Below are 22,507 nucleotides of genomic sequence, written 5' to 3' on the forward strand. Positions count from 1 at the left end.
ATGAACTACTGGCTGATGAAATCTGAGCCCAGCGTTTACAGCATCTGGGATCTGCAGCGGGAAGGCCAAACCCTTTGGGATGGCGTGCGCAACTACCAAGCCCGCAACTATCTGAAGGCAATGCAGCCTGGGGATCGCGCCTTTTTCTACCATTCCAATGCCGAGCCACCCGGAATTGCCGGTTTGATGGAGATCCTGGAAACCCACGTGGTGGATCCCAGCCAATTCGACCCTGCCAGCCCCTACTATGATCCCAAATCTACCCGCGAGGATCCCCGCTGGCATACGGTGCGAGTGCGGTTTGTCTCAGCCTTTGGGCGATTGATCCCTTTGGCTGAATTGCGAGACACCTTCACCCCAGAGGAGCTGGAAGTAGTACGACGGGGCACGCGACTGTCGGTCATGCCGGTTGCCGAAGGGGTGGCGAAACGATTGCTGGCGCTGACGGGAGTTTCTACGCAGTCTCCTCTATGATGGGCGAGGCCAACCTGAGTGGGGCCAATTTGCGTGGCGCCGACCTAAGTGGGGCGGATCTAACGGGGGCGGATTTGCGAGGGGCCAATCTGTCGATGGACAACCTAAAGAGCGCTTTTCTGGAAGGGGCAATCTACAGTGCCAACACCCGCTTTCCCGCCGAGTTCGACCCAAAATTTGGAGGGGATGACATTGTTCGGCGCTGACCCCAGCTCACCGGCTTAAAATTCATGAGCCAAAAGCTGAGAGCCCCCAGCGCTGTAAGCTATCAAAGGCCGCGTAGGCCGTCAGATCCGGCTGCAGGGGCGTAATCGATACATAGCCTTCCGCAACGGCCCGCACATCCGAGCGGGGATCCACCCCCTCTTCCACCACCTCTCCTGCCAGCCAGTAGTAGGCCTTGCCGCGCGGATCCACCCGCTTCTCGTAGATATCGGTGTATTTGCGCCAGCCCAGAGGAGCTAGAACCATGCCGCGCATCTCGGCAGCCGACAATGGCGGCACATTCACATTCAACAGCATGGGCTCCCCCAAGGGCTTCAAGCTCAGTTTCTCCAGCAACGTCAGCACCACTTGCGCTGCCGGCTGAAAATCCTGATGGGTAAAGCTGGCCAGGCTCACCGCCAAACTGGGGATCCCTTCCAGCAGCCCTTCCATCGCTGCCGATACGGTGCCGGAGTAGAGCACGTCGGTGCCCAGATTGGCTCCCTGATTGATGCCGGAAATCACCCAATCGGGAGGATGATCCAATAGCCCGTCCAGACCTAACTTGACACAGTCGGAAGGTGTGCCCGAACAGGCCCAGGCCTGCACTCCTGGGGGAAATCCTTCCCGCACCGGATCCACCCGCAGCGGCTTGTGCAACGTCAAGGCATGGCCGGTGGCCGAGCGCTCCCGATCCGGACAGACCACCGTGATCTGATGTGCGCCCAGCCGAGCCAGAGCAGCGGCCAGACAACGTACCCCCGCCGCCTGGATGCCATCATCGTTGCTGATGAGAATGTTCATCGCAGCCACCCCACACCCGCCCTTAGACATACACCAGTCTGACCCAACGATCCGCTCTGATCCCTCAGGTAGCCAAGTTCAGCGACGAAATCTGAAAATTCACGGCCTCTTGAGGTTATTATTGGACGTAGCCTTTCGAACAATATCAGTAGGAACACAATGTCACCCCATGAGGTCAAGTGCCATTATGAAGCTAAGGTAAAGTAAACCCTGCGGTTTCCTTCCTCTTTGTTGTGCCTTCTTGTTTGCATCTTGCTGTTTCCTCATCCATATCCCCTTGAGACTCCTTCCCGCTAAAGCGAACAGCGGGGCAAAGCTGGGGAGTCTGTAAAACCCATCAGGTCGCTCGAGCGACAGGAAGTTGATCTCATGTCACTTGTTTCCATCACATCGGCAACAGAGGCTCAGGAATGGCGTGAGCTTTGCCAGTGGGCCGAGGAGCACTACCGCTGTCGCACCTTTCCCAAAGACGTGCGCATCCCCACCCGTCCGGGATTGGTGTACATCACCCAAGAGGGGGTGGTGCGCTTGGTCAGCCAAACTCCAGAGCGGCGGGAGGTCTTTGTTGGGTTTATCACGGCTGGGTTTCCCTTTGAGCTGAGCAACCCAGAGCGCTTTGAGTTAAAAGCCTGCACCCACGCCGACCGCACCACGGTGATGTGGTTCTACTGGCAAGACCTGGAGCAGTGGCCCTACTTGCACCAGAAAGTCCAGGAAAACTTTCGCCAGCAACTGCAACGGAAGCTGCTGTGGTTGGGAAACTTGGGCCAACGGCGCGCCATCGACCGCCTCAAGGGCTTTTTGAGCCTGTTGATCGAGGAGTATGGGCAGCCCTGTGAACAGGGGATGTATCTTCCCTGGCCCCTTACCCACGCCCAGATTGGGGATGCCATTGGGGCCACTCGTGTGACGGTGACTCGCCTTCTGGGATCCCTGCGCTCGAAAGGGTTTGTGCAGGTGCTGGATCAAAACTTAATCTGCATTCCCAACGGGGTGAAGCTCCAGCCCACTCCGAAGAAGGCGGCCAGCGCCTAGCCCTGCTGTCTAAAGCGTTATGCCTACGGCACCCTGTCAAAAACTGCACTGCTGACCAAGAAAACTGGGTTGCCAGCCCCGCCCTAAGGCCTACGGCCCGCTGACGCAACCAGGTCGGCTTTGTGCTATGGTGTTGAATGAACTCCGCCAACTTGAATATGGCGCAGTGTCAACAGGGAAAGTATCTGGGAGTTCATCCCAGTAGTTGGGGTCATAGCATCCCTCACCACTTGCAAAGGTGGTGTAGCCCAGGAAGTAGGAGTCATCCTGCAACCTGGGAAAGAATCCTTGCCATTTAGGGCAGGGAGAATGTCGGCGCTGTTGTTCCTTCACCTTTGCGCTACGCCTACTACCCCGGCTGTGTGGCCCAAGGGGCCTGTCGTGAGCTGTACGACTCCACCGACCAGATTGCGCGGCATCTGGGCATTGAACTGGTGGAGCTGGAGGCTGCTTCTTGCTGTGGTTCTGGCACCTTCAAAGAAGAATCGGAGCTGCTGGAAGATACGGTAAATGCCCGCAACCTGGCTTTGGCCGAGGCGCTGGGGTTGCCGATGCTCACCCACTGCAGCACCTGTCAGGGGGTGTTGGGCCGCGTGAATGAAAAGTTAAAAGCTGCGAAAACCGCGAATCCAGAGTACTTTCACCAGGTGCAAGCCCTGTGCCAGAAAGGGGGCTGTGAGAGCCGTTACCAGGGCACAGGCGATGTGCGCCATTTGCTGTGGGTGCTGGTTCATGACTACGGCCTGGAGCGATTGGCCCAACAGGTCAAGCGGCCCCTCTTGGGGCTGCGCTGCGCTGCCTTCTACGGGTGTTATCTGTTGCGGGCCTACGACATCTCCCGCTTCGATGTGGCACGGGATCCCCGTTTGATGGAGGATCTCTTCGAGCGTTTGGGGGCCACCCCTGTTTGGTATCGCGGGCGCACCCAGTGTTGCGGCTGGCCCATTTCCAGCTATGCCCCGCAGCAGTCTTTCTCGATGGCAGGCCGGCATCTTCTGGAGGCCATAGAGGCGGGAGCGGATTGTTTGGTCACCCCCTGTCCCCTGTGTCACCTCAACTTGGACTCTCGGCAGCCGGAGGTGGAAGAGGTGATCGGGCGCAAGCTGGGGATCCCGATCCTGCATTTGCCACAATTGGTGGGCCTGGCCCTGGGGATCCCGGCGGAAAACTTGGGACTGAACCGCCATGTGGTGCAGGTGGAAAGAGCCCTGCAAAAAATAGGCCGCTAAATCCCACTTGATGGCTGGGGGATCCCTGGGCAAACATCAGGTCTGGGAAGGATGTGTTATTCTGCCCAGCAAGGTACCCGTCCTTGTTCAAAAACCGCAAAGATCCTCGTAAGCTTAGATCCACCTACTCCTGCTTAGCAGCTCCCTATGGTTGTCTCGGATCCCTTTGGCCTTGTTGTGCAAGAAGTGCAGCAGGGCGGGTACGCAGACCGAGTGAAAAAGCTGGTTTACTTTGCCTGCACCAGCACTTGGGAAAGCGATGTCAGCAAGTTGAACCAAATAGACCTGAAAGCTCTGCTGGAGCAGCTCTGCCGCCAGCACGCTACCCTTGATGCTTTGGGCCAGCGCTTTCGAGATGCCATTAGCCGCATCAACAAAAAAGCCGAGTATGCTCGCATCGCCAAGATGCTGCTAAGCAAGCTACAGCCCCTGTATCAACAGCCCCAAGCGGATCCCTCTAGCCCACTCATGCCCTCGCCCAAGGAGCCATCAGCTTGGGCCGCACCCTCGCCTATCTTGTCCTTGGAGTATGGAAGCCCACGACTGCAAAAGCAAGACTACGATCCCTTCGAGCTGCGGGCAGGGGTGATGCGGCAAACCAGCCCTTTGCGGGCCAAGCTGGTTCTGTTCACGGCTTTGTACCACAAAGTAGAGCCTACTCTGCAGGGGTTGGCGGCCCTGCGGCGCTACAGCCTGGACGAGCTGCTCAGAGCCCTCTACGATGCCTGCGCCTCCCCCCAAGAACTGGAAGCCCGGCTGAAGGAGGCGGTGCAGCAGTTGCAGGAGCCGGATCAGGATGGCCAAGCCGCCAATGCTGTGCTGCAGATGCTGAAGCCTCTTTACGTTGACGTGCCCCCAGCGACCCTCCCCGGCGGAGGATTGGCTGCTGAGCCTCTCTCCGCCAATCTGGATTGGCTGAATACCGAAGATGCCGCTCGCGCGGGCGAGGCAGAGTCCCTGGCCAGCCCCATGACTTGGATTGACGCTGGGATCCCAGAGGATGAGGAAGAGCCTGCAGAGCTTTCGGCTTTTGCGACCCCGGCAACACCACCCGGCCCCTCTTCTGACCTGCGACAGGAGATCCCAGAGTCCTGCCGCCAACTGCTCCATCACAGCGCCGGATCCCTGATGGTTGCCATCGAGAACACCCTAAGCGAGTTGGGCAACGCCCTGGACGAAGGGCTACAGGATGAGGATCCCGTCCAATATCTGACCCTCAAACACCAAGTGCTGCGCGGCTTCTTGAGGGATGTCGAGGGATCCGCCGCAATGTTCATGGGGATTGTGAAAAAGCTAGAACAATCGGAGTGGCGCCTGGTGCAGCCCCTGCGCGTCAGCAATGCAAAACAGGCTCTGCCGGAGGCGGTTACCGAAATGCCCGCTGAGCTGGCGGATCCCTATGCTTCCCTAAGACAGGTGTTGGCCAGCAGCGAGCTGGCCCAGCAAAAGCCGCAGTTGGAGCAGGAGGTGATGCGTTTGGTGCGGCGCAGCGTCGGCTCTGTCAAAACTGCTATCGAACAGGCCCTGAGCGAGTTGGGCAAGGCGTTGGATGAGCAGTTCCAAACCTGCACCCTAGAGGAAGCCTTGGTTCTCAAGTACCAAACACTACGCGCCTTTTTGCAGGAAGTGGGGGAGATCTCCACCAAATTTGCTGCTTTCTTGGATCGCATGGAGGAGGCAGAGCGCCGTCTGTTCGGGCTGGTTTGAAGCTCAAACCCGCTGTTTGGGGATCCCGTTCAACACTCACGATCAGCCGCGCCGAGTGTTGGGGAAACGCCTTGATTTTCTTCTAGAATGGCCGCTAGTTTGGATCCCCTCTCGCTTCTCTGAGCTCTCCCCTCTCTTCTATGGACGCCAAGGATCTGCTTCGGCTTTACCGGGCAGGACGGATCAACTTTGCCGGCGAGAACCTGGCCGCCCTTGACCTGAGCCGGGCCGACTTGATCGGGGTGGATCTCTCCCAAGCAAACCTGCACAGTGCCAATTTGATCTTCGCCTTCTTGGGGCGGGCCAAGCTGCAGAAGGCCAACCTCGTCGGGGCTAACCTCGGGGGGGCCAACCTCAGCCAGGCGGACTTGAGCGAGGCGGATCTCAGAGATGCCCAGTTGCACGGCGCCACCCTACAAGGAGCAGATTTGCATGGGGCCAACCTGACGCTGGCTCTGTTGATCGATGCCAACCTGCTGGATGCGGATTTGCGTTGGGCCAACCTCACCAGTGCCAACTTGGGGGGAGCTTGCTTGCGGGGGGCTAATCTCCGTTTCGATAGCCGCCGGGGAGCGGTATTGCGCAACGCCAATCTTAGCCGCGCCGATCTCAGCGGAGCCAACCTGTCGGGAGCGGATTTGACACGGGCCGACCTGAGCGGGGCCAACCTAAAAGAGGCCAGTTTGATCAAGGCCAACTTGCAAGGGGCCAGCCTGCAGCAAGCCCGTTTGCAGGGAGCCATCCTGAGCGAGACCGACCTGAGGGGGGTTTCTTTTTTGGGGGCAGACCTGCAAGGGGCGCAGATGGCGCGGGCCAACTTGAAGGAGGCGATACTTCGCCAGGTGAATCTGACAGAGGCCAACTTGAGCGAGGCGGATCTGGCCGCAGCCGATCTTTCCGCCAGTTGTCTGTGCTCGGCCAAACTGGCGCGGGCAGATCTGAGTCGGGCCAATCTGGCCGGGGCCGATTTGCGGTGTGCCAACCTGGTGGATGCCTATTTGGGCCGCACCAACCTGGAAAATGCCGATCTCGGCGAGGCAATCCTAACCCGAGCCGATCTGAGCACAGCCAACCTCAGCGGGGCCAATTTGCGCGGGGCAACTCTGCCGGATGGACGGGTAGGCTGATTGGACAGACTCGCTACCGTATGAGGACGAGGATTCTTGTCCCTGAGTGAGACGGGGATCCGCCCCGGAAAAGGTGAGGTTTTCCCCTGCCCCAGAGGGGCCACAACCGCTACCCTACAAGGGAAGGATGGGTCAAAGAGATCCGTGAACAGCCGCCGATTTCTGTCCTTGATGGAAGCTTTGTGGGCCGATCTGCCCTTGCCGGAATGGTTGCCGGGGGCAGGAGAGCGCTCCTGGCAGCAGACGGTGGCAGCCCTGCTCCAGCTATGGCAAGAAGTTGGACAGTTTGGGGTGGTGATCGGTGGGCCGGTGTCTTGGTGGCCCCCCTGGGTGGTTCGGGATCCGCTGCCTCAACTGCCGTCGCCCATCGACGCTCCAGAGCCAAACCTGAAGCTGCGGGAGCCGGCCCGTGAAGCCCCCTGGCTGTTTACCCCCGATCTGTCCCCTGAGTCAATCCTGACCCCTGGCCAGACGGTGATCCCTCTCCTGCCGCAGGATCCCCTGGTGGAGGAGCCTTTTTTGCTGGTGCTCACCCCTGTTTTTTCGGCGGTGGCCGCCCAAGGGCATCACCCCCACACGCGGCAGAGGGGGATGATGGTGTCTTTTGAGCCGGAAGTGGTGCATCGGGCTTGGCAGATCCTAGAGCAGCGGGTTCAACAGGGTAGGCCGGATCGCTTGCCCTTCTGGCAGGAGCTGATCAAGCACCATCCCCTCATGGAGCCTCATGTGCGGGTGCTGGCCCGCTTCAGCAGCCTTCTTCTGCTGGGAAACCTGGCCGAGTCGGGATCCCCGCCCGCTCGCTTACCCCCCGCCAGAGCCGAGAACTCCCCTGCGCCCACAACCCGGCCAGAAGATTGGCAGAAGCGGCGGTCTCCTCCTTCCCATGGCCAGCCTGCCGGTCAAGGCCAACAGAACAGCCTTTCGGAGGCAGAACTGTTGCGGGCTCTCATCCACGAGATCCAGACGCCCCTCAGCACCATCCGCACCTTGGTTAGTCTCATCCTGAAGCGGCACGATCTGCCGTCGCGGGTACGGGAATACGTGGAGAAAATTGACCGCGAATGTACCGAGCAAATCAACCGCTTCGGGCTGTTTTTCCAGGCTACAGAAACGGTGATGCCCGCTGCTACCCCACAGGAGGGGCGTCGGCTCCAGCTAGAGCCCATTGCGCTGGTGGACTTGGTGCGGCAAAACCTGCCTCGCTGGCAGGAGCAGGTGGAACGGCGGGGATCCCAACTGGAGTTGGAGATTCCCGATGAGCTGCCGGATGTGGTCAGCGATCCCAAGGCGCTGGAAGCGGTGCTGTTTGGCATGGTCGACCGCATTGCCCGCAGCACGCCGGCTGGCAGCCACATTCGCGCCCAGTTGGTCAGCGCAGGGGAGCTGGTCAAACTTCAGTTTCAGGTCAACACACCTGAGGGCAGCGACGCCACTGTTGCCTCAGAGCCCAAATCCCCTCAGGCGATTGGGCAGTTGTTGGTCGTGCAGCCGGATACCGGTGCAGTGAGCCTCAGCCTTCCCGTCACCCAAACTCTGTTCCGCGCCTTGGGGGGCTACCTCACCGTGCGCCATCGCGCCCGTCGGGGGGAAATTCTCAACATCTACCTGCCCCGCCAGCTATAAGCCACCCGGTTGGGATCCCGATACCGTCTCAACGCTGATGTGGCGGAACCCAGGGAAGATGGGGCTAGGATCGATCTGCCAGCGCCGGGAGAGTCTAGAGATTGGATCCATGCCGAGAGCCAGAAAAGTTGCTGAACACCATCCAGAGCCTGAACCCGTCTGCGGAGCCGGAGAACCCAAGGTCAAGGGGGTCACTCTTTCTGCCCAGCAGCTTTCCACTTTGCTTCACGAAATGCGCAATCCTCTCACCGCCCTGAGCACGCTGGCCAAGTTATTACAAAAACGCTTGCCCCCCGAGGATCGCAACCACTGGATTGGCCTGAGCATTGAACAGGAGTGCAAGCATTTGCAGGAGCTGCTGGCGGAGTTCGAGCGTTTGGACGGGATCCCGGCCCCCCTCCAGCTTCAGCCCCTCTCCTTGGCCGACCTGCTGCGGGAGTGGATTCCCATCTATCAAGCCTTGGCCGAAACCCAGGGACACCACTTTCAAGCCGTCCTGCCCCCTTCCCTACCCCCTGTACAAGCCGATCCGCGCGCCCTGCGCCAGGTGCTTGATAACTTGATCGACAACGCTTGCAAGTACACCCCGCCCCCAGGTGAGATCCGGCTGAGGGTGGAGTTGGGTGAAGATCCCTCAACTGCTTCGCAACGGGAAGTGTTCGTTGCCGTCTGTGACAATGGCCCCGGCATCCACCCTGAGAACCTGGAGCGGATCTTCGATCCCTTTTTTCGGGCAGATCTTTCTAAGCCAGGGCAGGGGCTGGGGTTGGCCATTAGCCGCGACCTGGCCACCCGGATGGGCGGAGATCTCCAGGTGGAAAGCTCCCCCCAAGGCTCCTGTTTTCGCCTGAGATTGCCCACAGGTTAGTAGGAAGATTGTAGAGATATGGGATGGCAGGTGCCGCCAAACGCTTGAACGCTACCCAGGAGCTGCAGATGGCCTCTTCTCCCCCAGCCAAACCCGAACCCCCTGCTGCCAGTCCAGCAGCCCGCATTCTGCTAGTAGATGATGAACCCGGCTTACGGGAAGCGGTGCAAGCCTACCTCGAGGACAGCGGCTTTGAGGTGATCCCGGCGGCCAACGCCCAGCAGGCTCTGCAACTGCTCAGCACGGCCCAGCCTCAGTTGATCATCTCCGACATCATGATGCCGGGCATGGATGGCTATCAATTTTTGGCCCAACTGCGAAAACTCGAGCCCTACAGCCATCTGCCGGTGGTGTTCCTCACCGCCAAGGGGATGACCGCCGACCGCATCCAGGGTTACCGGGCCGGTGTCGATGCCTATTTGCCCAAGCCCTTCGATCCGGAGGAGCTGGTGGCCATCGTCTCCAATCTCATTGAGCGATCCCGAGCAGCCAGTCCTTCTGAAGTGGTCGCCCGCGAGCTGGCCTCCATTCGGGCGCTTCTGGCAGAGCGAACTCTTCCCCCAACCGGTCCCTCTCAGCCCCCCGCCCCAACTCCCTTGCCCCCACCCATTAAGGTAGAGTTCACGCCGCGCGAGCGACAGGTATTGGAAAAAGTGGCAGAAGGGCTGATGAACAAGGAGATTGCCAAGCAGCTGCAAACCAGCGTGCGCAACGTGGAAAAATACGTCACCCGCCTGCTGAACAAGACGGGCACCAGCAGCCGCACCGAGCTGGTTCGCTATGCCCTTACCTATGGCCTAATTCGGCTATAGCCCTCACCCCCAACCCCTAGGAAGACTGAAGAACGTGAGACACGGTTTTATCGCTGGGGCTTTGGTGGCACAGTAACCAGCAGCTCCACCCCAAAGGCGTGATCCCCGGCAGGGTAGCTGGTAATGCCCAGCCCATCGACGCGGGTCAGCAGCTCGCGGGCCTCCGGCTCTAAGCTTGCCAAACCGCCCGGCAGCGTAGCCTCCAGCACTGTGCGGATCCCTTGCCAATTCAGCAAAAAGTAGCCGTAGTTGGGCTTGGGCAACTGATCGTAGAGGGTCTTCAGCGGCTCAGTTCGAGGGAGCAAATTGCCCTGGCGTTGGGCAAGCGTTTGCAGTGCTGCCGTGCTGGTGGTAACGATCAGGTAGTTGCCTTCCCAAGCCCGCACCAGAAGCGGTCGGTTGAACAAGGGATCCGCCCACGTCACCTGTCCACCCGCCTCCGTTACCCCTACTCCGGATTCTTGGGCCAGCCGATCCAACTGAGTCAGGGCCGCGTTGGCCTTGTCTTTTTGGCCAGTCTCGATCACCAAGGCTGCTCCCATGCCCTGCAACAGGGGATGGGCCTGGGCATCCGGTGCCACCAGCAAGGCCATCTCCCCATCCATCCAGGCCAGCAGATCTTTTTCCAAGTCCAAGCGAGTATTGGCGCGAAACTCAGCCCGCAGCTCCTCTAACGACTCTTTGACCGGCGGATCTTTCTCCAGCTCAGGCACAACGGCTTGCCAGCGCTGGGCGATCTGTTGGGTGGTCAGCACCGCCAGGGCATTGCCGGGCAGCCGCTGAATAAGTTCGCCGCGAGCCGGTTGCCACCCCCCCTGCACCTGGGTTTTCCGATCGGTCTGGGTCAACATGCGCAGCCGTAGGCCCTGCTCTTGCCAGTGGGCAGCCATGGCCAAAGAGCGCAGGGGTTGCAGGGATCCCAGCGTCGCTGGATCCAAATCCTGCATCCAGTCTTGGAAAGACTCGGGATCCTCCTGCAAAACCTGGAAGTTGAAGTAGGCAAAGGCCAGCGTGCCGCTCTTATACAGATCGCCAACAGCGGTGCGGAAACTTTCGGAGCGGCCAATCGGCTCTGCTTCGCCGCGATACACAGCAATCGCCTGCTGCATCACCCTCGGGTCGTTGGCCACCGCCACAAAACGGTTGCCAAACTCAGCAGTCACCCACCGCTCGCCCGGCTCCCCGTTGGTTTGCACATAGAGGGTGACCCCCTGCTCCTGGCGCTGCTCGAAGTTGGCCCCTTCTGCTGCTGCCTGTTGCCGCACCTGGGCCAAGAATTGCCCAGACAAATCAGCGTTGCGGGTGCTGGCTCCAAACAGGATCCCGGGCACCGGCTCGGCAGCTCCAGGCACCAGATTGGGAATCACCACTGCCATCGTGAATTGCTCGCCAGCCCAAGCTTGCATCTCTTCCCGAGAGAACTCCTTGCCGGTTTCAGCCAAAGCTTCTGCCGTCCAGCTCTCCCACTGGGCCAAAAGGTCAGGGTGAGTGCGAAAAGATTCTTCCGGTTGGGTAGAAAAGATCAGCACCAGGGGCGCCGACTGGGGAACCAGCGCGGTTTCCGGCAGAGCATCGCCGGGCAACTGTACCTGTGGCCCTCTGAGTTGGCAGGATCCCAGGAGCCAAGAGCCCCCCACCGCCATCAACGTAAGGGAGAGAGGACGAAACCGGCACTGAAGTTGGGTCTTCATATCACACCTGCGACGAGCCGTCCTCTTGAGGATAGGCGATGGACTCAGAGCCTGTCTGTGATCGCAGCCTCATACATCGGAATATGTAGAAATTGTTACTTTGGCCGGGCGCGAGCGACCAACTCATCCACGTACTCGTTCCAGCGCAACCCTTCGTGAGCCTGGATCCAAACCACCTGCACCTGAGGGCACTGCTGCTTTAGTTGATACAGTTCCTGAACCAGATCCAAGTTTTCCACCGGCCCGGTGCGCCGCCGCCACCCCTGCGCTGCCCAGCGATCCATCCAGTCGTTGTAGGTCTGTACGCAAAGGTGGGAGTCGCTGTAGATGGTATCTACGCCGTTGCCCTGGGTGTGGCGGCAATATTGCAAGGCCCGGATGAGGCCGGTCAACTCCATGCGGTTGTTGGTGCTATCGGGATCCCCTCCCCAAAACTCTTCCACAACCCGATCATCTTGAACCACCACCACGGCCCATCCCCCTGGCCCCGGATTGGGAGAACATCCCCCGTCGGTGAAGATGCCACTGTGGGGGCAGGCAACCAGACGGCTGGGGCCCGCTCCTTTGCGGCTGTGCATCCGTGAAACCTTGGCCATGGTGCTCATCCGGCGCTAACGGCAACATTTGGGATCCCGGCTCGACAACAGACACTGCATCTTATTGCAGAAGGGCGTGCCGGCACCACTGTTTAGTGTATTCAGCTTCAGAAAAGCTTTGTTTCACACTATTAGCAGCATAAACCCCGTCAACATCAGCTTACGTGACACTGACGCACAAGGTTAAAAACAGTACGAACAAAAACCCCCAGAAAATCTGGGGGAGGAGTGGTGTGTTGAGGTGATGAATACTCGCATGATATCTCTCGAATTCGGTGAGTAGGCCAAACCGGCGAGAGATCCCTGCGTTTTTTTGCAGAAATCATTGCAGATACTGGAAAGCATCAGACACTAGAGACCAGCGCGTCAAAACTGAGCTTATTTCGTCTTGATCAGATATAGTGCTCAATCTCGAAGAAATATCTATTTAGACACCAAATATAGAGAAGCCAGTAATAACTTTTCTTATGCACCTACCGCCGACACTAGGGGTTGTGTCAAGCCCAAATGAGCATAGAGACGGGAAAAGTCAAAATTCGCTGACATTAGCTCTTGGATGCAGCGGACTTTCACCTCCTCGTGCAGGCGAATCTGCCCAAAAACCCGTTCGATGCGGTTGATGGTGGTGAAGGTGTCCAGATCCACCGAGAGGATCGGCACTTCCAGCTCTTCTGCTCGAGACTGAATGCGGGGATCCAGAGGGAGCTTGCCGGTCAAGATCAGGCAGAGGGTGGAAGTTTCTAGGGCGGCCAGTTGAATATCGGTGCGGTCTCCGCCGGTGATCACCGCCTTGTGATCCAGCTTACGGAAGTACTTCAAGGCCGAGTTGACGTTCATCGCCCCTACCGCAATGTCTTCAACCATCAGGTCCATCCGATCCGGACAGCAGAGCACCTCGGCATCCAGTTGCCGCACCAACTCCCCAACGCTGATGCTGCGCAAAATGCGATGGGAGGGCAAAATCCCCAGCACCGGGATCCCGTGTCCCTCCAAAAAAGGCCGAATGATCGTTTTTGCCGGTTGCACCTGGTCGGGCGGCACATCGTTCAGCAGCACGCCTGCCAAATGGGATCCCAGTTGACGATGGACAAAGAGAAGAGAATCAACAGCCAAGGAGGAATGGTAGCGACTGATCAGCAGTACCGGAGCATCCAGGGCTTGGGCCATCTTGGCCAGCGACAGGCCAAACAATTCCCCCTCGTAAAGATCGGCTGGGCCTTCCAGCAGCACCAAATCGGCAGGGGAGCGCTGGACAAACTCCAACAGAGGGGCAACCGGGCACTCTGGAGCTGGATCCCCGGGAGCTCGCTTCATTTGAGCCAGCAAAGCCTCTTCGTTGAGCCGGAGCAGCATCGGCGGCATTTGATCCATCGTCAGCCGCAGAGACTCCGCCACAAAGCGCATATCCGGATCGCCCCCTTCCAGCGAGCAATCTTCCCGCTCGCAAGAACCGATGGGCTTCCCATAGGTGACTTTTATCCCTTGCTGCTGCAGATGCTTGGCCAAACCCAAGATGGCAGCCGACTTACCGCTGAAGGGCTCAGTAGAACCAATTAAAAGGAACTTGGACACGGATGGCTCCCGGTAACGAGAGGGACGAAGGGATCCCTTACTCAGTCTAACGGAGGCTGCTCTCTCCTCAGTTCTGGACTAACCGATTAGGATCGACTCTTCAGGGTAGGTTACCAACGGGCGGGGCTGTTGTTGAGCCAAGGCCAAGACAATCGTCAATGCCCCCAACCGGCCCCAGAACATCACCAGCACAATGATCAGTTGGCCAAACCAGTTGAGCTCCCCGGTAAAGCCCGTCGAGAGGCCGCAGGTGGCAAAGGCGGAGATCACCTCAAACAACACCGGATCCAACCTACTGTTACTGTGGGTCAGCAAAATCAACCAAGCCGCCAACAATACCACAAACAGAGAAACCGTTAACACCGCTGCCGCCTTGCGCACCATGGAGGGATCCAAGCTGCGCCCGGCAATCTGAGCGCTGGGCAAACCGCGGGCATAGCCCCAGAGGGCCAACACCAACACCGCCAAGGTGCCGGTGGTCATGCCGCCCCCCATAGAAGCTGGGGCTGCCCCAATAAACATGAGAGCCATCAGCAGCAACTGGCTGGCCGGGGTCAAATCCTCAATGGGGATCCCGGCAAACCCAGCCGTTCGGGCAGAAACCGACTGAAAAAACGTCAGGCCCAAGCGGCGGGGCCAGCTTACCTCCAGCAGGGATCCGCCGGGCAAGCTCTCTCCCAAAAACAAGCCAATGCCGCCCGTGCAGAGCAAAACCACCACCACGCCCAGGGTAATCCGGGTGTGCAGAGAGGGGCGGTGGCCCCGTGGCCAGGTTAACAAATCCGACAAAACTGGGATGCCCAAACCGCCGATAAAAATCAGACCGGCCAAAATCGCCAGCGACAGACCGTCTGTAGGGATCCCTTCCCGGCCAAACAGGTCGAATCCTGCATTACAAAAGGCGGACACCGCGTGAAAAATAGCCAGAAAAACCGCCCGCCCCGGCCCATAGAGATCCCGCCAGTGCACCCAGAGCAGCAGAGCCCCCCCCAACTCAATGAGAGTGACCCCCAGCAGCACCCGCCGAGTCAATTCCAGGATCGCCCCCGGATCGATTAGACCCAGCGAATTGCACAGCGCCAAGCGATTGAGGAGGGAAATGCGCCGCCCGATCAATTGAAACACCACCACCGCCAACACCATGAAGCCCACCCCGCCAATCTGAATCAGGATCAGCAGCACAATCTGGCCCAACAGGGTGAGATCCTCCGCCGCCACAATCGTCGAGAGCCCCGTCACGCTCAGGGCCGACATGGCCGTAAACAGCGCCTCATTCCAGCTCAAGGGATCCCCGCGCCCGATCCCCGGCAACATGAGCACCAAAGTTCCCACCACTGCCAAGAGCCCCAACCCTACAACCAGGCGCAATGGCGGTGGCAGCGGGCGACGCCTGTCCCCCCCGAAAAACCACTGCAGACGATTCCCAAAGGCCCTAGAGGACTGAGACAATGCCGAGCCCGGTGTCGGCAGGTAGCGGGCGCGGGATGGCACCGGTGGAACCAAGCGCTCAGGCCCCTCCTCTCGCGGAAGCGGGGCGGAGTCCTCTCTCATCGGATCCCTCCCTACATTTCATTCAGCCGCGAGATGTTGGTATTGGCCCCCAGAACCACCAGCAAATCCCCCTTTTCCAGCAGGTAGTCTGCGGGGGGAGAGACCACCAGCGATTGCTTTCGCTTCACCACCAGCACCGTGATGCCGAAGCGGCGACGCAGATCCGACTCCGCCAGCGTATGGCCCACCAACGCCTCCGGCACCTGTAATTCCGTAATGCTGTAGCCCGGCTCCAGCTCTAGCTGATCTAGGATCCCCGGTGCTGTCAACACCTGAGCCAAACGGCGCCCTGCCTCTTGCTCCGGCAACACCACCCGATCTGCCCCCACTCGCAGGAGAATAGAGCGTTGCCGCTCGGTCGACGCCTTACAGACCACATTGCGCACCCCCAGACTTTTCAGGGCCACCGTCGTCAGCAAATTGCTCTCAAAATCGCTGCCAATGGCCACCACCACCGTGTCGAAGGAGAGGATATCCACCGCTCGCAGCGCATCTTCATCGCTGGAATCGAGTGCCACCACCTGCGTCAGCTGATCCGCCAGGCGCTGCACGATCTCACGGCTGCGGTCGATCCCCAAGACATTGTGCCCTCGCTCCATCAAGGTGAGAGCCAAGCTAGAACCAAAGCGCCCCAGACCAATTACCGCATATTCACGATCCACCCTCTGTCGTTCGCGCCGGCGGAACGCAGTCCCTGCCATAGGATCTCCTGCCCCCTCTTTCAAGAACAGATCATAAGTTCATCCAGCAGGGATCGGAAGGGCCGCGACTCTAGGCCGACTCAGGCTTGGGCAGCGTAGAGGGGTGAGGAATCAGCTCGCGGGTGGAACGGCGCTCCACCATCTCTGCGGTGATGCGGATGTATTTCAGGTCGCGGCGGGAGGGTGCCTCGTACATCACATCCAGCATTAGCTCTTCCACAATGGCCCGCAGGGCACGAGCCCCGGTCTTGCGGCGATAAGCTTCTTTGGCAATGGCAGCAATGGCGGCAGGTTCGAACTCCAGTTCCACCCCGTCCATGCGCAACAGCTTCTGCGCCTGCTTGAGAATGGCGTTTTTGGGCTGCGTCAGGATCGCCTCCAGCGCCTTCTCATCCAGCGGATCCAAAGTCGCCACTACCGGGAGCCGCCCCGTGAATTCGGGAATCATGCCGTACTTGATCAAGTCTTCAGGCTCCAAAGCCTTGAGGGCATTGGCCATACGTTGCTCGCGGCTAACCGACAATTGCTCCCCTGGCTTGATAAAGCCCATCGATTTCTTGCCAATGCGCTGCTCGATTACTTTTTCCAGGCCAACAAAAGCCCCCCCGCAAATGAAGAGGATGTTGGAAGTGTCGATTTGAATGCAGTCTTGATAGGGGTGCTTGCGCCCTCCCTGGGGAGGCACGTTGGCTATTGTCCCTTCCAGCATCTTCAACAAAGCCTGCTGCACCCCCTCGCCGGAGACATCGCGGGTAATGGAGGGGTTCTCGCTTTTGCGGGCAATTTTGTCGATTTCGTCGATGTAGATGATGCCGCGCTGGGCCTCTTCTACGTCCATGTCCGCCACCTGCAGCAGGCGCAACAGGATGTTTTCCACATCCTCGCCCACATAGCCAGCTTCCGTAAGGGTGGTAGCATCTGCAACCGCAAAAGGCACATCCAACATGCGAGCCAGGGTTTCCGCCAGCAGGGTTTTGCCGGAGCCAGTGGGGCCAATGATCAAAATGTTGGACTTCTGTAGCTCCACCTCATCCAGTTCCGAAACTCCGACGCTACCGGGGTTGGCCTTGGCAGCCAGACGCTTGTAGTGGTTGTAAACCGCCACCGACAAAACCTTCTTAGCTTTTTCTTGGCCAATCACATATTGGTCGAGATAGCGCATGATCTCCTGCGGCTTGGGCAACTGCGCCAAAGAAGGCAGGCTGCGGGAGGATTTTTTAGGAGCTTCACGCCGGCCGCCGGCAGGGGCGGCAGCAGGAGGAGTGTTGCCGTCGTAGAGTTCCTCATCCAAAATCTCGTTGCAGAGCTCCACGCACTCGTCACAGATGTAGACCCCCGGCCCCGCAATCAACTTACGCACCTGATCCTGTGACTTGTTGCAGAAGGAGCACTTTAGATGGGAGTCATATTTGGCCATGGGATCCTCGTTGCTGCTTGCTCTTGGCTATCCTAATCCGGCAAAAGCCAGAAGAAAACTAAACCTTCCAATCCAGTCGCAAATTGGCTGCGAAAGCGTAAGGAGGCCGAAGTTGGTGGAATCTCACTGACCTACTAGTCTAGCATCTCCACTAGGCTCGTAGGGCTTGTTTCCGGATCCCCAAGGGGGCAGGGTGCCAAGAGATTCCCGTGGGGATCAACTGGAAAGACTGGAGATATAGTCATTTCAAACTGGATTGAGACACTTCCCAAGCGCTCGGTGCCGCTTCCGCGACCACCCACTCTTCAAAAGGGAGCTGGGAAGCAATGCAACGGAGGTGTTTCATTCTTGCTTCAAAGTGACCATAAGCTTCTCCAGCGCTCTGCGCTACCCGTGCAAACGCCACAGCCTCGGTTCTCCCCAAGTGTCTTACAAGGAGGAAAACTGGAAATGGAAGGGGTGAGCCGTTTCGCTGCTATCGGGAATGGTCATACATCCTTTGGACGGATTTATAGAAAAACCGCCCGACTTGACGCCGAGCGGAAGATGGTGTGAGGAGTGAACGGAAACATGCGTCTCCGCTGATCCCATCATAGTTGACCTTATCTGGCACTGGCAAAGGAATCCTTCAGTTAAGTTGGATACTTTTTGGAGGTGTGGCCGCGCCTTTTTGTAACCAAAAAGGGGAAGGAACTGTCCGTGTTTCGTTCGCTTCCCCCTATTGGCGTCCACTCCTCACTAGAGGTGAATCATAAATTATCCCTGCCGCTAAGACAACCCACCCTACCCAAGTTTTTCGGGGATCCACCCTGTCAAGGATGCAGATCACCGGATTCCACGGTGGGATCCAGCGCCAACAGCTCCGCTTCGGTCAGCAGGGGGATCCCCAGTTGTTGGGCTTGCTCCAGCTTGGAGCCGGGGTCAGAGCCCACCACCACGTAGTCGGTTTGGCGGCTGACGCTGGCGGTGACTTTGCCCCCCCGACTCTCAATCCAAGCCTTGGCCTGCTGGCGGGAGAGGGTGGGCAAGGTGCCGGTGATTACGAATTTTTTCCCGGCCAGGATCTGGGAGACGGCAGGGTTCTCCTGCTGAGGAAGAGCGGGGATCCCTAGCGCCTGCAACTCCTGCAGCAGCCGCCGGTGGGCGGGATCGGCAAACCAGGCCACCACCGCTTCGGCCACTTCCGCGCCTATCCCGTAGATCTGGGCGATGGTTTCTGCGCTGGCCTGGGCCAAAAGCTCAGGGGTGGGAAAATGGCCGGCCAAAATCTGGGCAGTGACCACCCCCACATGGGGGATCCCCAGCCCGTAGAGCACTCGTTCCCAGGGCTGTTGACGAGAGCGCTGAATGGCTTGCACCAGCTTTTGGCTGGAGCGGGATCCCATTCCCTCCAAACCCTGCAACTGCTCTGGGGTGAGGCGATAGAGATCGGCTACGGTGCGCACTCCCAAGTTCTCCACCAATTGGGCTGCCCGCTTTTCCCCCAAGCCTTCGATATCCAAAGCATCGCGGCTGGCCCAGTGCTGCAATTGGCCCCGCAGCTTGGCCGGGCACTCGGGGTTGGGGCAGCGGGTCACGGCTTCGCCAGGGGGACGAACCAAAGGGGCGTGGCATTCGGGGCACTGGCTGGGCAGGCTGTAGGGAACAGCGTCGGCAGGGCGCAATTCCTTCAGGATCCCGACCACCTCCGGGATGATCTCCCCGGCTTTGCGCACGATGGCAGTATCGCCGATGTGCACGTCCAGCTCCCGCAGGCGATCGGCATTGTGCAGGCTGGCGCGGCTGACAAGGGTGCCGGCCAAAGGAACTGGCTCCAGCTCTGCCACTGGAGTGACGGCGCCGGTACGGCCCACGCTGGCCACGATGGCGCGGATGCGGGTGGGGACTTCCTGGGCAGGGTATTTGAGGGCAATGGCCCAGCGGGGAAATTTTTGCGTAAAGCCGGCCTCCTCCTGCAGCCGCAAGGAGTTCAATTTCACCACCACCCCGTCGCTGGCGTAGGGGAGCTGGGCACCCCGCCATCGCTCATAAAATTGGATCACTTCTCCCAAGCCCCGACAGACCTGGGAAAGGGGGTTGACTGGAAATCCCAATTCCTTGAGCTGCTGCAGACACTGCCACTGGGTTTGCGGGGGATCCCCGGCAGGCCATCCCTCCGGCCAGTGGAGGGCGTAGGCGAAGAAGCTGAGCTTGCGGGCGGCCACAACGCGGCTATCCAACTGCCGCAGGGTACCGGCAGCACAGTTGCGCGGGTTGGCAAAGGGGGGATCCCCAGCGGAACGACGCTCTTGGTTGATCCGTTCAAACTCGGCTAGGGCCAGATAGACTTCCCCCCGCACCTCCAAAACGGGAGGCGGATCTGCTGTCGCCAGCCGCAGGGGAATCGAACGAATGGCGCGCACGTTGGGGGTGATGTCCTCTCCGGCCTGTCCGTCCCCCCGAGTAGCACCCCGCTCCAAAAGACCCTCGATGTAGGTTAGGGCCAAGGCGGCGCCATCAATCTTCAGCTCACATACATATTCCAGCTCTCCCTCTGTCCTGCTGTCGGGAACAGGGGCACGGCCCAAAACTCGCAGCAGACGCTCTTGCCACTCCTCTAGCTCTTCTGGGTTGAAAGCGTTTTCCAAGCTGTAGAGGGGGATGCGGTGGAAGACGGTGGGAAAATGCTCTGCAGGTTTTTCTCCCACCCGCTGAGTAGGGCTATCGGGAGTGACCAGTTCAGGGTAAGCCCGCTCCAGCTCTTGCAGCTCGCGGTAGAGGCGGTCGTAAACGCTGTCTTCCAGGATGGGCGCATCGTGGACATAGTAGGCAATGCTGGCCTTCTGCAGCAGGGTGCGCAGCTCGCGGGCGCGTTCTTCCAGATGGGGATCCATAACTCCTTGGGTGAGCAAGGTCTACCCCTAGGTTAGGGCTCCTGAGGAGCCAATAAGTAGGAGCCGATATTCTCCAAGCTGGGAGGATGTAGGAAGGGGATGGTCAAGATGGCCTGCTGGGAAAATGGCTGGGGGAGCTGGGCCAGAAGAGTCTGGTGACGACGGCGGAGGGCCTCTCCAAAGGGGGTAGAATCCTCCAACCACACCCGATTGAGAACGGCGTAGGGATGAGGGATCCCCAAAGCATCCAATTCCGCCAAAAGACGCTCGGTTTCCGCCAGAACTGCTTGCTCGGGGTTAAAGACGGGGATAAAGGTAACAAACTGGGGATCCTGGAGCTGCTGCCGAAGCTGTCGCACCTGGGCCAAGAGCTCCCGCATCCGCTGCGCCCATTCCGACCTGCCCACCACATCCCGATATTTCAGCCACAGCTTCAGGGCCAAGCTTACCCAGCCCTCCAGAGCCTGGGGCATCTGCAGAAACCGCAAGAGATGGCCTGTGGGAGCCGTGTCCAGCACCACCAGGTCGAACTGCCCGCTCGTCTCCTGTCGGAGAACACTCAACAGGGCCATCACCTCATCCAGGCCGGGTGGGGGCATCTGCAGCAGTTGCCGCCACGCCTGCGGGTCGTATTGGACTTCCACCCCTGCCGTCCCCTCCCCCGCCAAGATGGCCGCCACCTCCTCCAGATAATCCTGCCGGAATTGCTCCAGCACCGCCGCCGCATCGACCTCCTGCCCCAGCAGGTTGGGCAGCAGGGGAATGGGATCCTGACCCAGTTTCGTCTGAAACAGATCCCCCAGCGAGTGAGCCGGATCGATGGAGACCAGCAAGAGCTGCTTGTCGGGATGGCGCTTGGCCAAGTTCCAAGCCAGGGCCCCGGCCACCGTCGTCTTGCCCACACCCCCTTTGCCCCCCACCAACACCAGTCGGATCCCTTGGGCCAAAAAGTCCGGTAGAGCCGGGATCCCCTTGAAGGAAGGGAAGAGGGTGGAGAAGAGAGACTTTCTCTTCTCTTGGCTCTCTGCTTTTTGCTCTGGGATCCCTTCCAACTGCAGCAGCACCTCTGGCAAGGGGCGAAGCTGCTGAACCAGCTCATCCAGGGCCGCCAACCCAACCGGCTCCTGCAGTTGATAAGGACAGACCCAGATAGAGTATCCGGGCAGCTCCTCCTGTAGGGCTTTGAGCACACGCCGCTGTTCCTGTTGCCGCGCCAAGTAGAGGGAAGAGGGGAGAGCAGCGGGCAGCGAAGGTTGGCTGTTATTCTCTCTTGCAAGCAGCACCTGATTGACCAGAAGACCGCCGATGGGCACGCGGCGGTTTTGCAGTTGCTGACAAAAGCGGCGGGTTTCCGCCACGCTCAACTGCTCCGGGATCATCACCAGCCAAGCAGAAGTGCTCTCCGGATTGGTCAAGCGGGCTTTGCCCCCCTCCAGTTCCCTCTGCAACTGGGCCAAAAACGCATCCGCCTCATCCGGTCGATAGGTGCCCGTCAGGGCTTGGGCGATTTCCCGGTGCTTGGCCTGAAAGGTGGCAAACACGGCCAGCAGATTATCCAAAAAGTCGGGCAGCTCCAACAGCCGCAGGGTATGCCCGGTGGGGGCCGTATCCAGGATGACCGTATCCACCTCCTCCCTCGCCAGCAGCCGGTTGACCTCCAGAATGGCCATCAGCTCATCCACCCCCGGCCACGCCAAATCCCAGATCGGCAGCAGATCCTCTCGGCCAAACCAACTGCCCCGCTCGGCAATGAGCTCCAGGGCCGGCCCATAGGTTTGCCGAAAAGACCGCAGCAAAATCTCCGCCTGCAAAGCCCGCACCTGCAAATTGGGGCGATCCGGCAAGGGTTGGGCCACATCCGTAACCGAGATTTGCAGCACGTCCCCCAACGAGTGGGCGGGATCTGTGGACATCAGGAGCAGACGGCGCTGGGGATCCACCTGGGCCAGTTGGCGAGCCAGCGCGCAGGTCAGGGTCGTTTTGCCCACTCCTCCCTTGCCGCTGAACAGCAAGAGGCGTTGGGAAGCCAAGAGCAGAGGATGGCAGGAATGCTGATACATTTACGCTGAACACTGCTGACCATTACTGCTCAACGGTGAAGCGATAGCATTCTGTCCATTTCCGTTCGCGTTAGCGGGACGGAGTTCGAACAGAAAGGCGGTATCCCGCAAAGCTCTGAGCATAACACCCAGAGCGCCTTGCCAGTCTCGTGGTAGCCTATGG

Annotated in this window: 18 protein-coding genes and 1 pseudogene; 9 read left to right on the forward strand and 10 right to left on the reverse strand. The window is 59.4% G+C overall.

The window, feature by feature from the left end:
- Window positions 1-474 (forward strand): EVE domain-containing protein, encoded by a 474-nt coding sequence (locus tag NW870_RS00655; RefSeq protein WP_414373305.1) that lies wholly within the window; start codon window positions 1-3, stop codon window positions 472-474.
- On the forward strand, window positions 471-680 hold the full coding sequence (locus NW870_RS00660; RefSeq protein ID WP_414328915.1) for a pentapeptide repeat-containing protein: 210 nt from the start codon (window positions 471-473) through the stop codon (window positions 678-680). The genes NW870_RS00655 and NW870_RS00660 overlap by 4 nt, the downstream gene beginning before the upstream one ends.
- A gap of 22 nt (window positions 681-702) precedes the next feature.
- Here the strand turns inward: NW870_RS00660 and surE are convergent, their stop codons facing one another.
- A complete protein-coding gene (surE, locus tag NW870_RS00665) occupies window positions 703-1,482 on the reverse strand; it encodes a 5'/3'-nucleotidase SurE (protein WP_414373307.1) in 780 nt (259 codons plus the stop codon).
- Window positions 1,483-1,851: 369 nt separating this feature from the next.
- Between surE and NW870_RS00670 the strand changes: the two genes are divergently transcribed.
- From NW870_RS00670 to NW870_RS00700, 7 genes are all read left to right on the forward strand, one after another.
- On the forward strand, window positions 1,852-2,517 hold the full coding sequence (locus tag NW870_RS00670) for a Crp/Fnr family transcriptional regulator (RefSeq protein ID WP_414356496.1): 666 nt from the start codon (window positions 1,852-1,854) through the stop codon (window positions 2,515-2,517).
- 335 nt (window positions 2,518-2,852) lie between these two features.
- Window positions 2,853-3,746: a CoB--CoM heterodisulfide reductase iron-sulfur subunit B family protein gene (locus tag NW870_RS00675; RefSeq protein ID WP_414373309.1), complete on the forward strand. Its 894-nt coding sequence runs from the start codon at window positions 2,853-2,855 to the stop codon at window positions 3,744-3,746.
- A 147-nt stretch (window positions 3,747-3,893) separates the two neighbouring features.
- Window positions 3,894-5,453 (forward strand): hypothetical protein, encoded by a 1,560-nt coding sequence (locus NW870_RS00680; RefSeq protein WP_414373311.1) that lies wholly within the window; start codon window positions 3,894-3,896, stop codon window positions 5,451-5,453.
- A 140-nt stretch (window positions 5,454-5,593) separates the two neighbouring features.
- Window positions 5,594-6,580, forward strand: coding sequence for a pentapeptide repeat-containing protein (locus NW870_RS00685; protein ID WP_414373313.1), 987 nt, complete (start codon window positions 5,594-5,596; stop codon window positions 6,578-6,580).
- Window positions 6,581-6,724: 144 nt separating this feature from the next.
- A complete protein-coding gene (locus tag NW870_RS00690) occupies window positions 6,725-8,203 on the forward strand; it encodes a sensor histidine kinase (protein ID WP_414373316.1) in 1,479 nt (492 codons plus the stop codon).
- A gap of 109 nt (window positions 8,204-8,312) precedes the next feature.
- Entirely contained in the window at window positions 8,313-9,071 is a 759-nt protein-coding gene (locus NW870_RS00695; RefSeq protein ID WP_414351954.1) for a sensor histidine kinase, read from the forward strand.
- A gap of 68 nt (window positions 9,072-9,139) precedes the next feature.
- Window positions 9,140-9,883, forward strand: coding sequence for a response regulator (locus NW870_RS00700; protein WP_414373340.1), 744 nt, complete (start codon window positions 9,140-9,142; stop codon window positions 9,881-9,883).
- A 47-nt stretch (window positions 9,884-9,930) separates the two neighbouring features.
- On the opposite strand, the gene NW870_RS00705 is transcribed toward NW870_RS00700, so the two are convergent.
- The 9 genes and pseudogenes from NW870_RS00705 to NW870_RS00745 form a co-directional block, all read right to left on the reverse strand.
- A complete protein-coding gene (locus tag NW870_RS00705) occupies window positions 9,931-11,574 on the reverse strand; it encodes a DUF3352 domain-containing protein (protein ID WP_414373318.1) in 1,644 nt (547 codons plus the stop codon).
- A gap of 95 nt (window positions 11,575-11,669) precedes the next feature.
- Window positions 11,670-12,170 (reverse strand): ribonuclease H family protein, encoded by a 501-nt coding sequence (locus NW870_RS00710; RefSeq protein ID WP_414373320.1) that lies wholly within the window; start codon window positions 12,168-12,170, stop codon window positions 11,670-11,672.
- Between the two features lie 465 nt (window positions 12,171-12,635).
- Window positions 12,636-13,742: a phosphotransacetylase family protein gene (locus NW870_RS00715; protein ID WP_414373322.1), complete on the reverse strand. Its 1,107-nt coding sequence runs from the start codon at window positions 13,740-13,742 to the stop codon at window positions 12,636-12,638.
- A gap of 78 nt (window positions 13,743-13,820) precedes the next feature.
- Window positions 13,821-15,245: a TrkH family potassium uptake protein gene (locus tag NW870_RS00720; protein WP_414373324.1), complete on the reverse strand. Its 1,425-nt coding sequence runs from the start codon at window positions 15,243-15,245 to the stop codon at window positions 13,821-13,823.
- Between the two features lie 59 nt (window positions 15,246-15,304).
- Window positions 15,305-15,994, reverse strand: a complete 690-nt coding sequence (locus tag NW870_RS00725) for a potassium channel family protein (RefSeq protein WP_011432960.1) — start codon at window positions 15,992-15,994, stop codon at window positions 15,305-15,307.
- Window positions 15,995-16,064: 70 nt separating this feature from the next.
- A complete protein-coding gene (gene clpX / locus NW870_RS00730) occupies window positions 16,065-17,411 on the reverse strand; it encodes an ATP-dependent protease ATP-binding subunit ClpX (protein ID WP_414329044.1) in 1,347 nt (448 codons plus the stop codon).
- Between the two features lie 812 nt (window positions 17,412-18,223).
- Window positions 18,224-20,284 carry an NAD-dependent DNA ligase LigA gene (gene ligA / locus NW870_RS00735; RefSeq protein WP_414373326.1) on the reverse strand — a complete coding sequence of 687 codons (2,061 nt, stop codon included), beginning with the start codon at window positions 20,282-20,284 and terminating at the stop codon, window positions 18,224-18,226.
- 32 nt (window positions 20,285-20,316) lie between these two features.
- Window positions 20,317-22,344 (reverse strand): ArsA family ATPase, encoded by a 2,028-nt coding sequence (locus NW870_RS00740; protein ID WP_414373328.1) that lies wholly within the window; start codon window positions 22,342-22,344, stop codon window positions 20,317-20,319.
- A pseudogene (locus NW870_RS00745) lies at window positions 22,345-22,507 on the reverse strand (RNA-guided endonuclease TnpB family protein); the annotation flags it as partial.

The sequence above is a fragment of the Synechococcus sp. R50.1 genome (assembly GCF_047462115.1).
Lineage (GTDB): Bacteria > Cyanobacteriota > Cyanobacteriia > Thermostichales > Thermostichaceae > Thermostichus.

Excerpts from the sequence above, each read along its gene's own strand:
- NW870_RS00670 (WP_414356496.1), top strand. The coding sequence starts at position 1,852 with ATGTCACTTGTTTCCATCACATCGGCAACAGAGGCTCAGGAATGGCGT.
- NW870_RS00700 (WP_414373340.1), top strand. The coding sequence starts at position 9,140 with ATGGCCTCTTCTCCCCCAGCCAAACCCGAACCCCCTGCTGCCAGTCCA.
- NW870_RS00655 (WP_414373305.1), top strand. The coding sequence starts at position 1 with ATGAACTACTGGCTGATGAAATCTGAGCCCAGCGTTTACAGCATCTGG.
- NW870_RS00740 (WP_414373328.1), bottom strand. The coding sequence starts at position 22,344 with ATGTATCAGCATTCCTGCCATCCTCTGCTCTTGGCTTCCCAACGCCTC.
- NW870_RS00680 (WP_414373311.1), top strand. The coding sequence starts at position 3,894 with ATGGTTGTCTCGGATCCCTTTGGCCTTGTTGTGCAAGAAGTGCAGCAG.
- NW870_RS00725 (WP_011432960.1), bottom strand. The coding sequence starts at position 15,994 with ATGGCAGGGACTGCGTTCCGCCGGCGCGAACGACAGAGGGTGGATCGT.
- NW870_RS00705 (WP_414373318.1), bottom strand. The coding sequence starts at position 11,574 with ATGAAGACCCAACTTCAGTGCCGGTTTCGTCCTCTCTCCCTTACGTTG.
- clpX (WP_414329044.1), bottom strand. The coding sequence starts at position 17,411 with ATGGCCAAATATGACTCCCATCTAAAGTGCTCCTTCTGCAACAAGTCA.
- NW870_RS00710 (WP_414373320.1), bottom strand. The coding sequence starts at position 12,170 with ATGGCCAAGGTTTCACGGATGCACAGCCGCAAAGGAGCGGGCCCCAGC.
- NW870_RS00695 (WP_414351954.1), top strand. The coding sequence starts at position 8,313 with ATGCCGAGAGCCAGAAAAGTTGCTGAACACCATCCAGAGCCTGAACCC.
- surE (WP_414373307.1), bottom strand. The coding sequence starts at position 1,482 with ATGAACATTCTCATCAGCAACGATGATGGCATCCAGGCGGCGGGGGTA.
- NW870_RS00660 (WP_414328915.1), top strand. The coding sequence starts at position 471 with ATGATGGGCGAGGCCAACCTGAGTGGGGCCAATTTGCGTGGCGCCGAC.
- ligA (WP_414373326.1), bottom strand. The coding sequence starts at position 20,284 with ATGGATCCCCATCTGGAAGAACGCGCCCGCGAGCTGCGCACCCTGCTG.
- NW870_RS00685 (WP_414373313.1), top strand. The coding sequence starts at position 5,594 with ATGGACGCCAAGGATCTGCTTCGGCTTTACCGGGCAGGACGGATCAAC.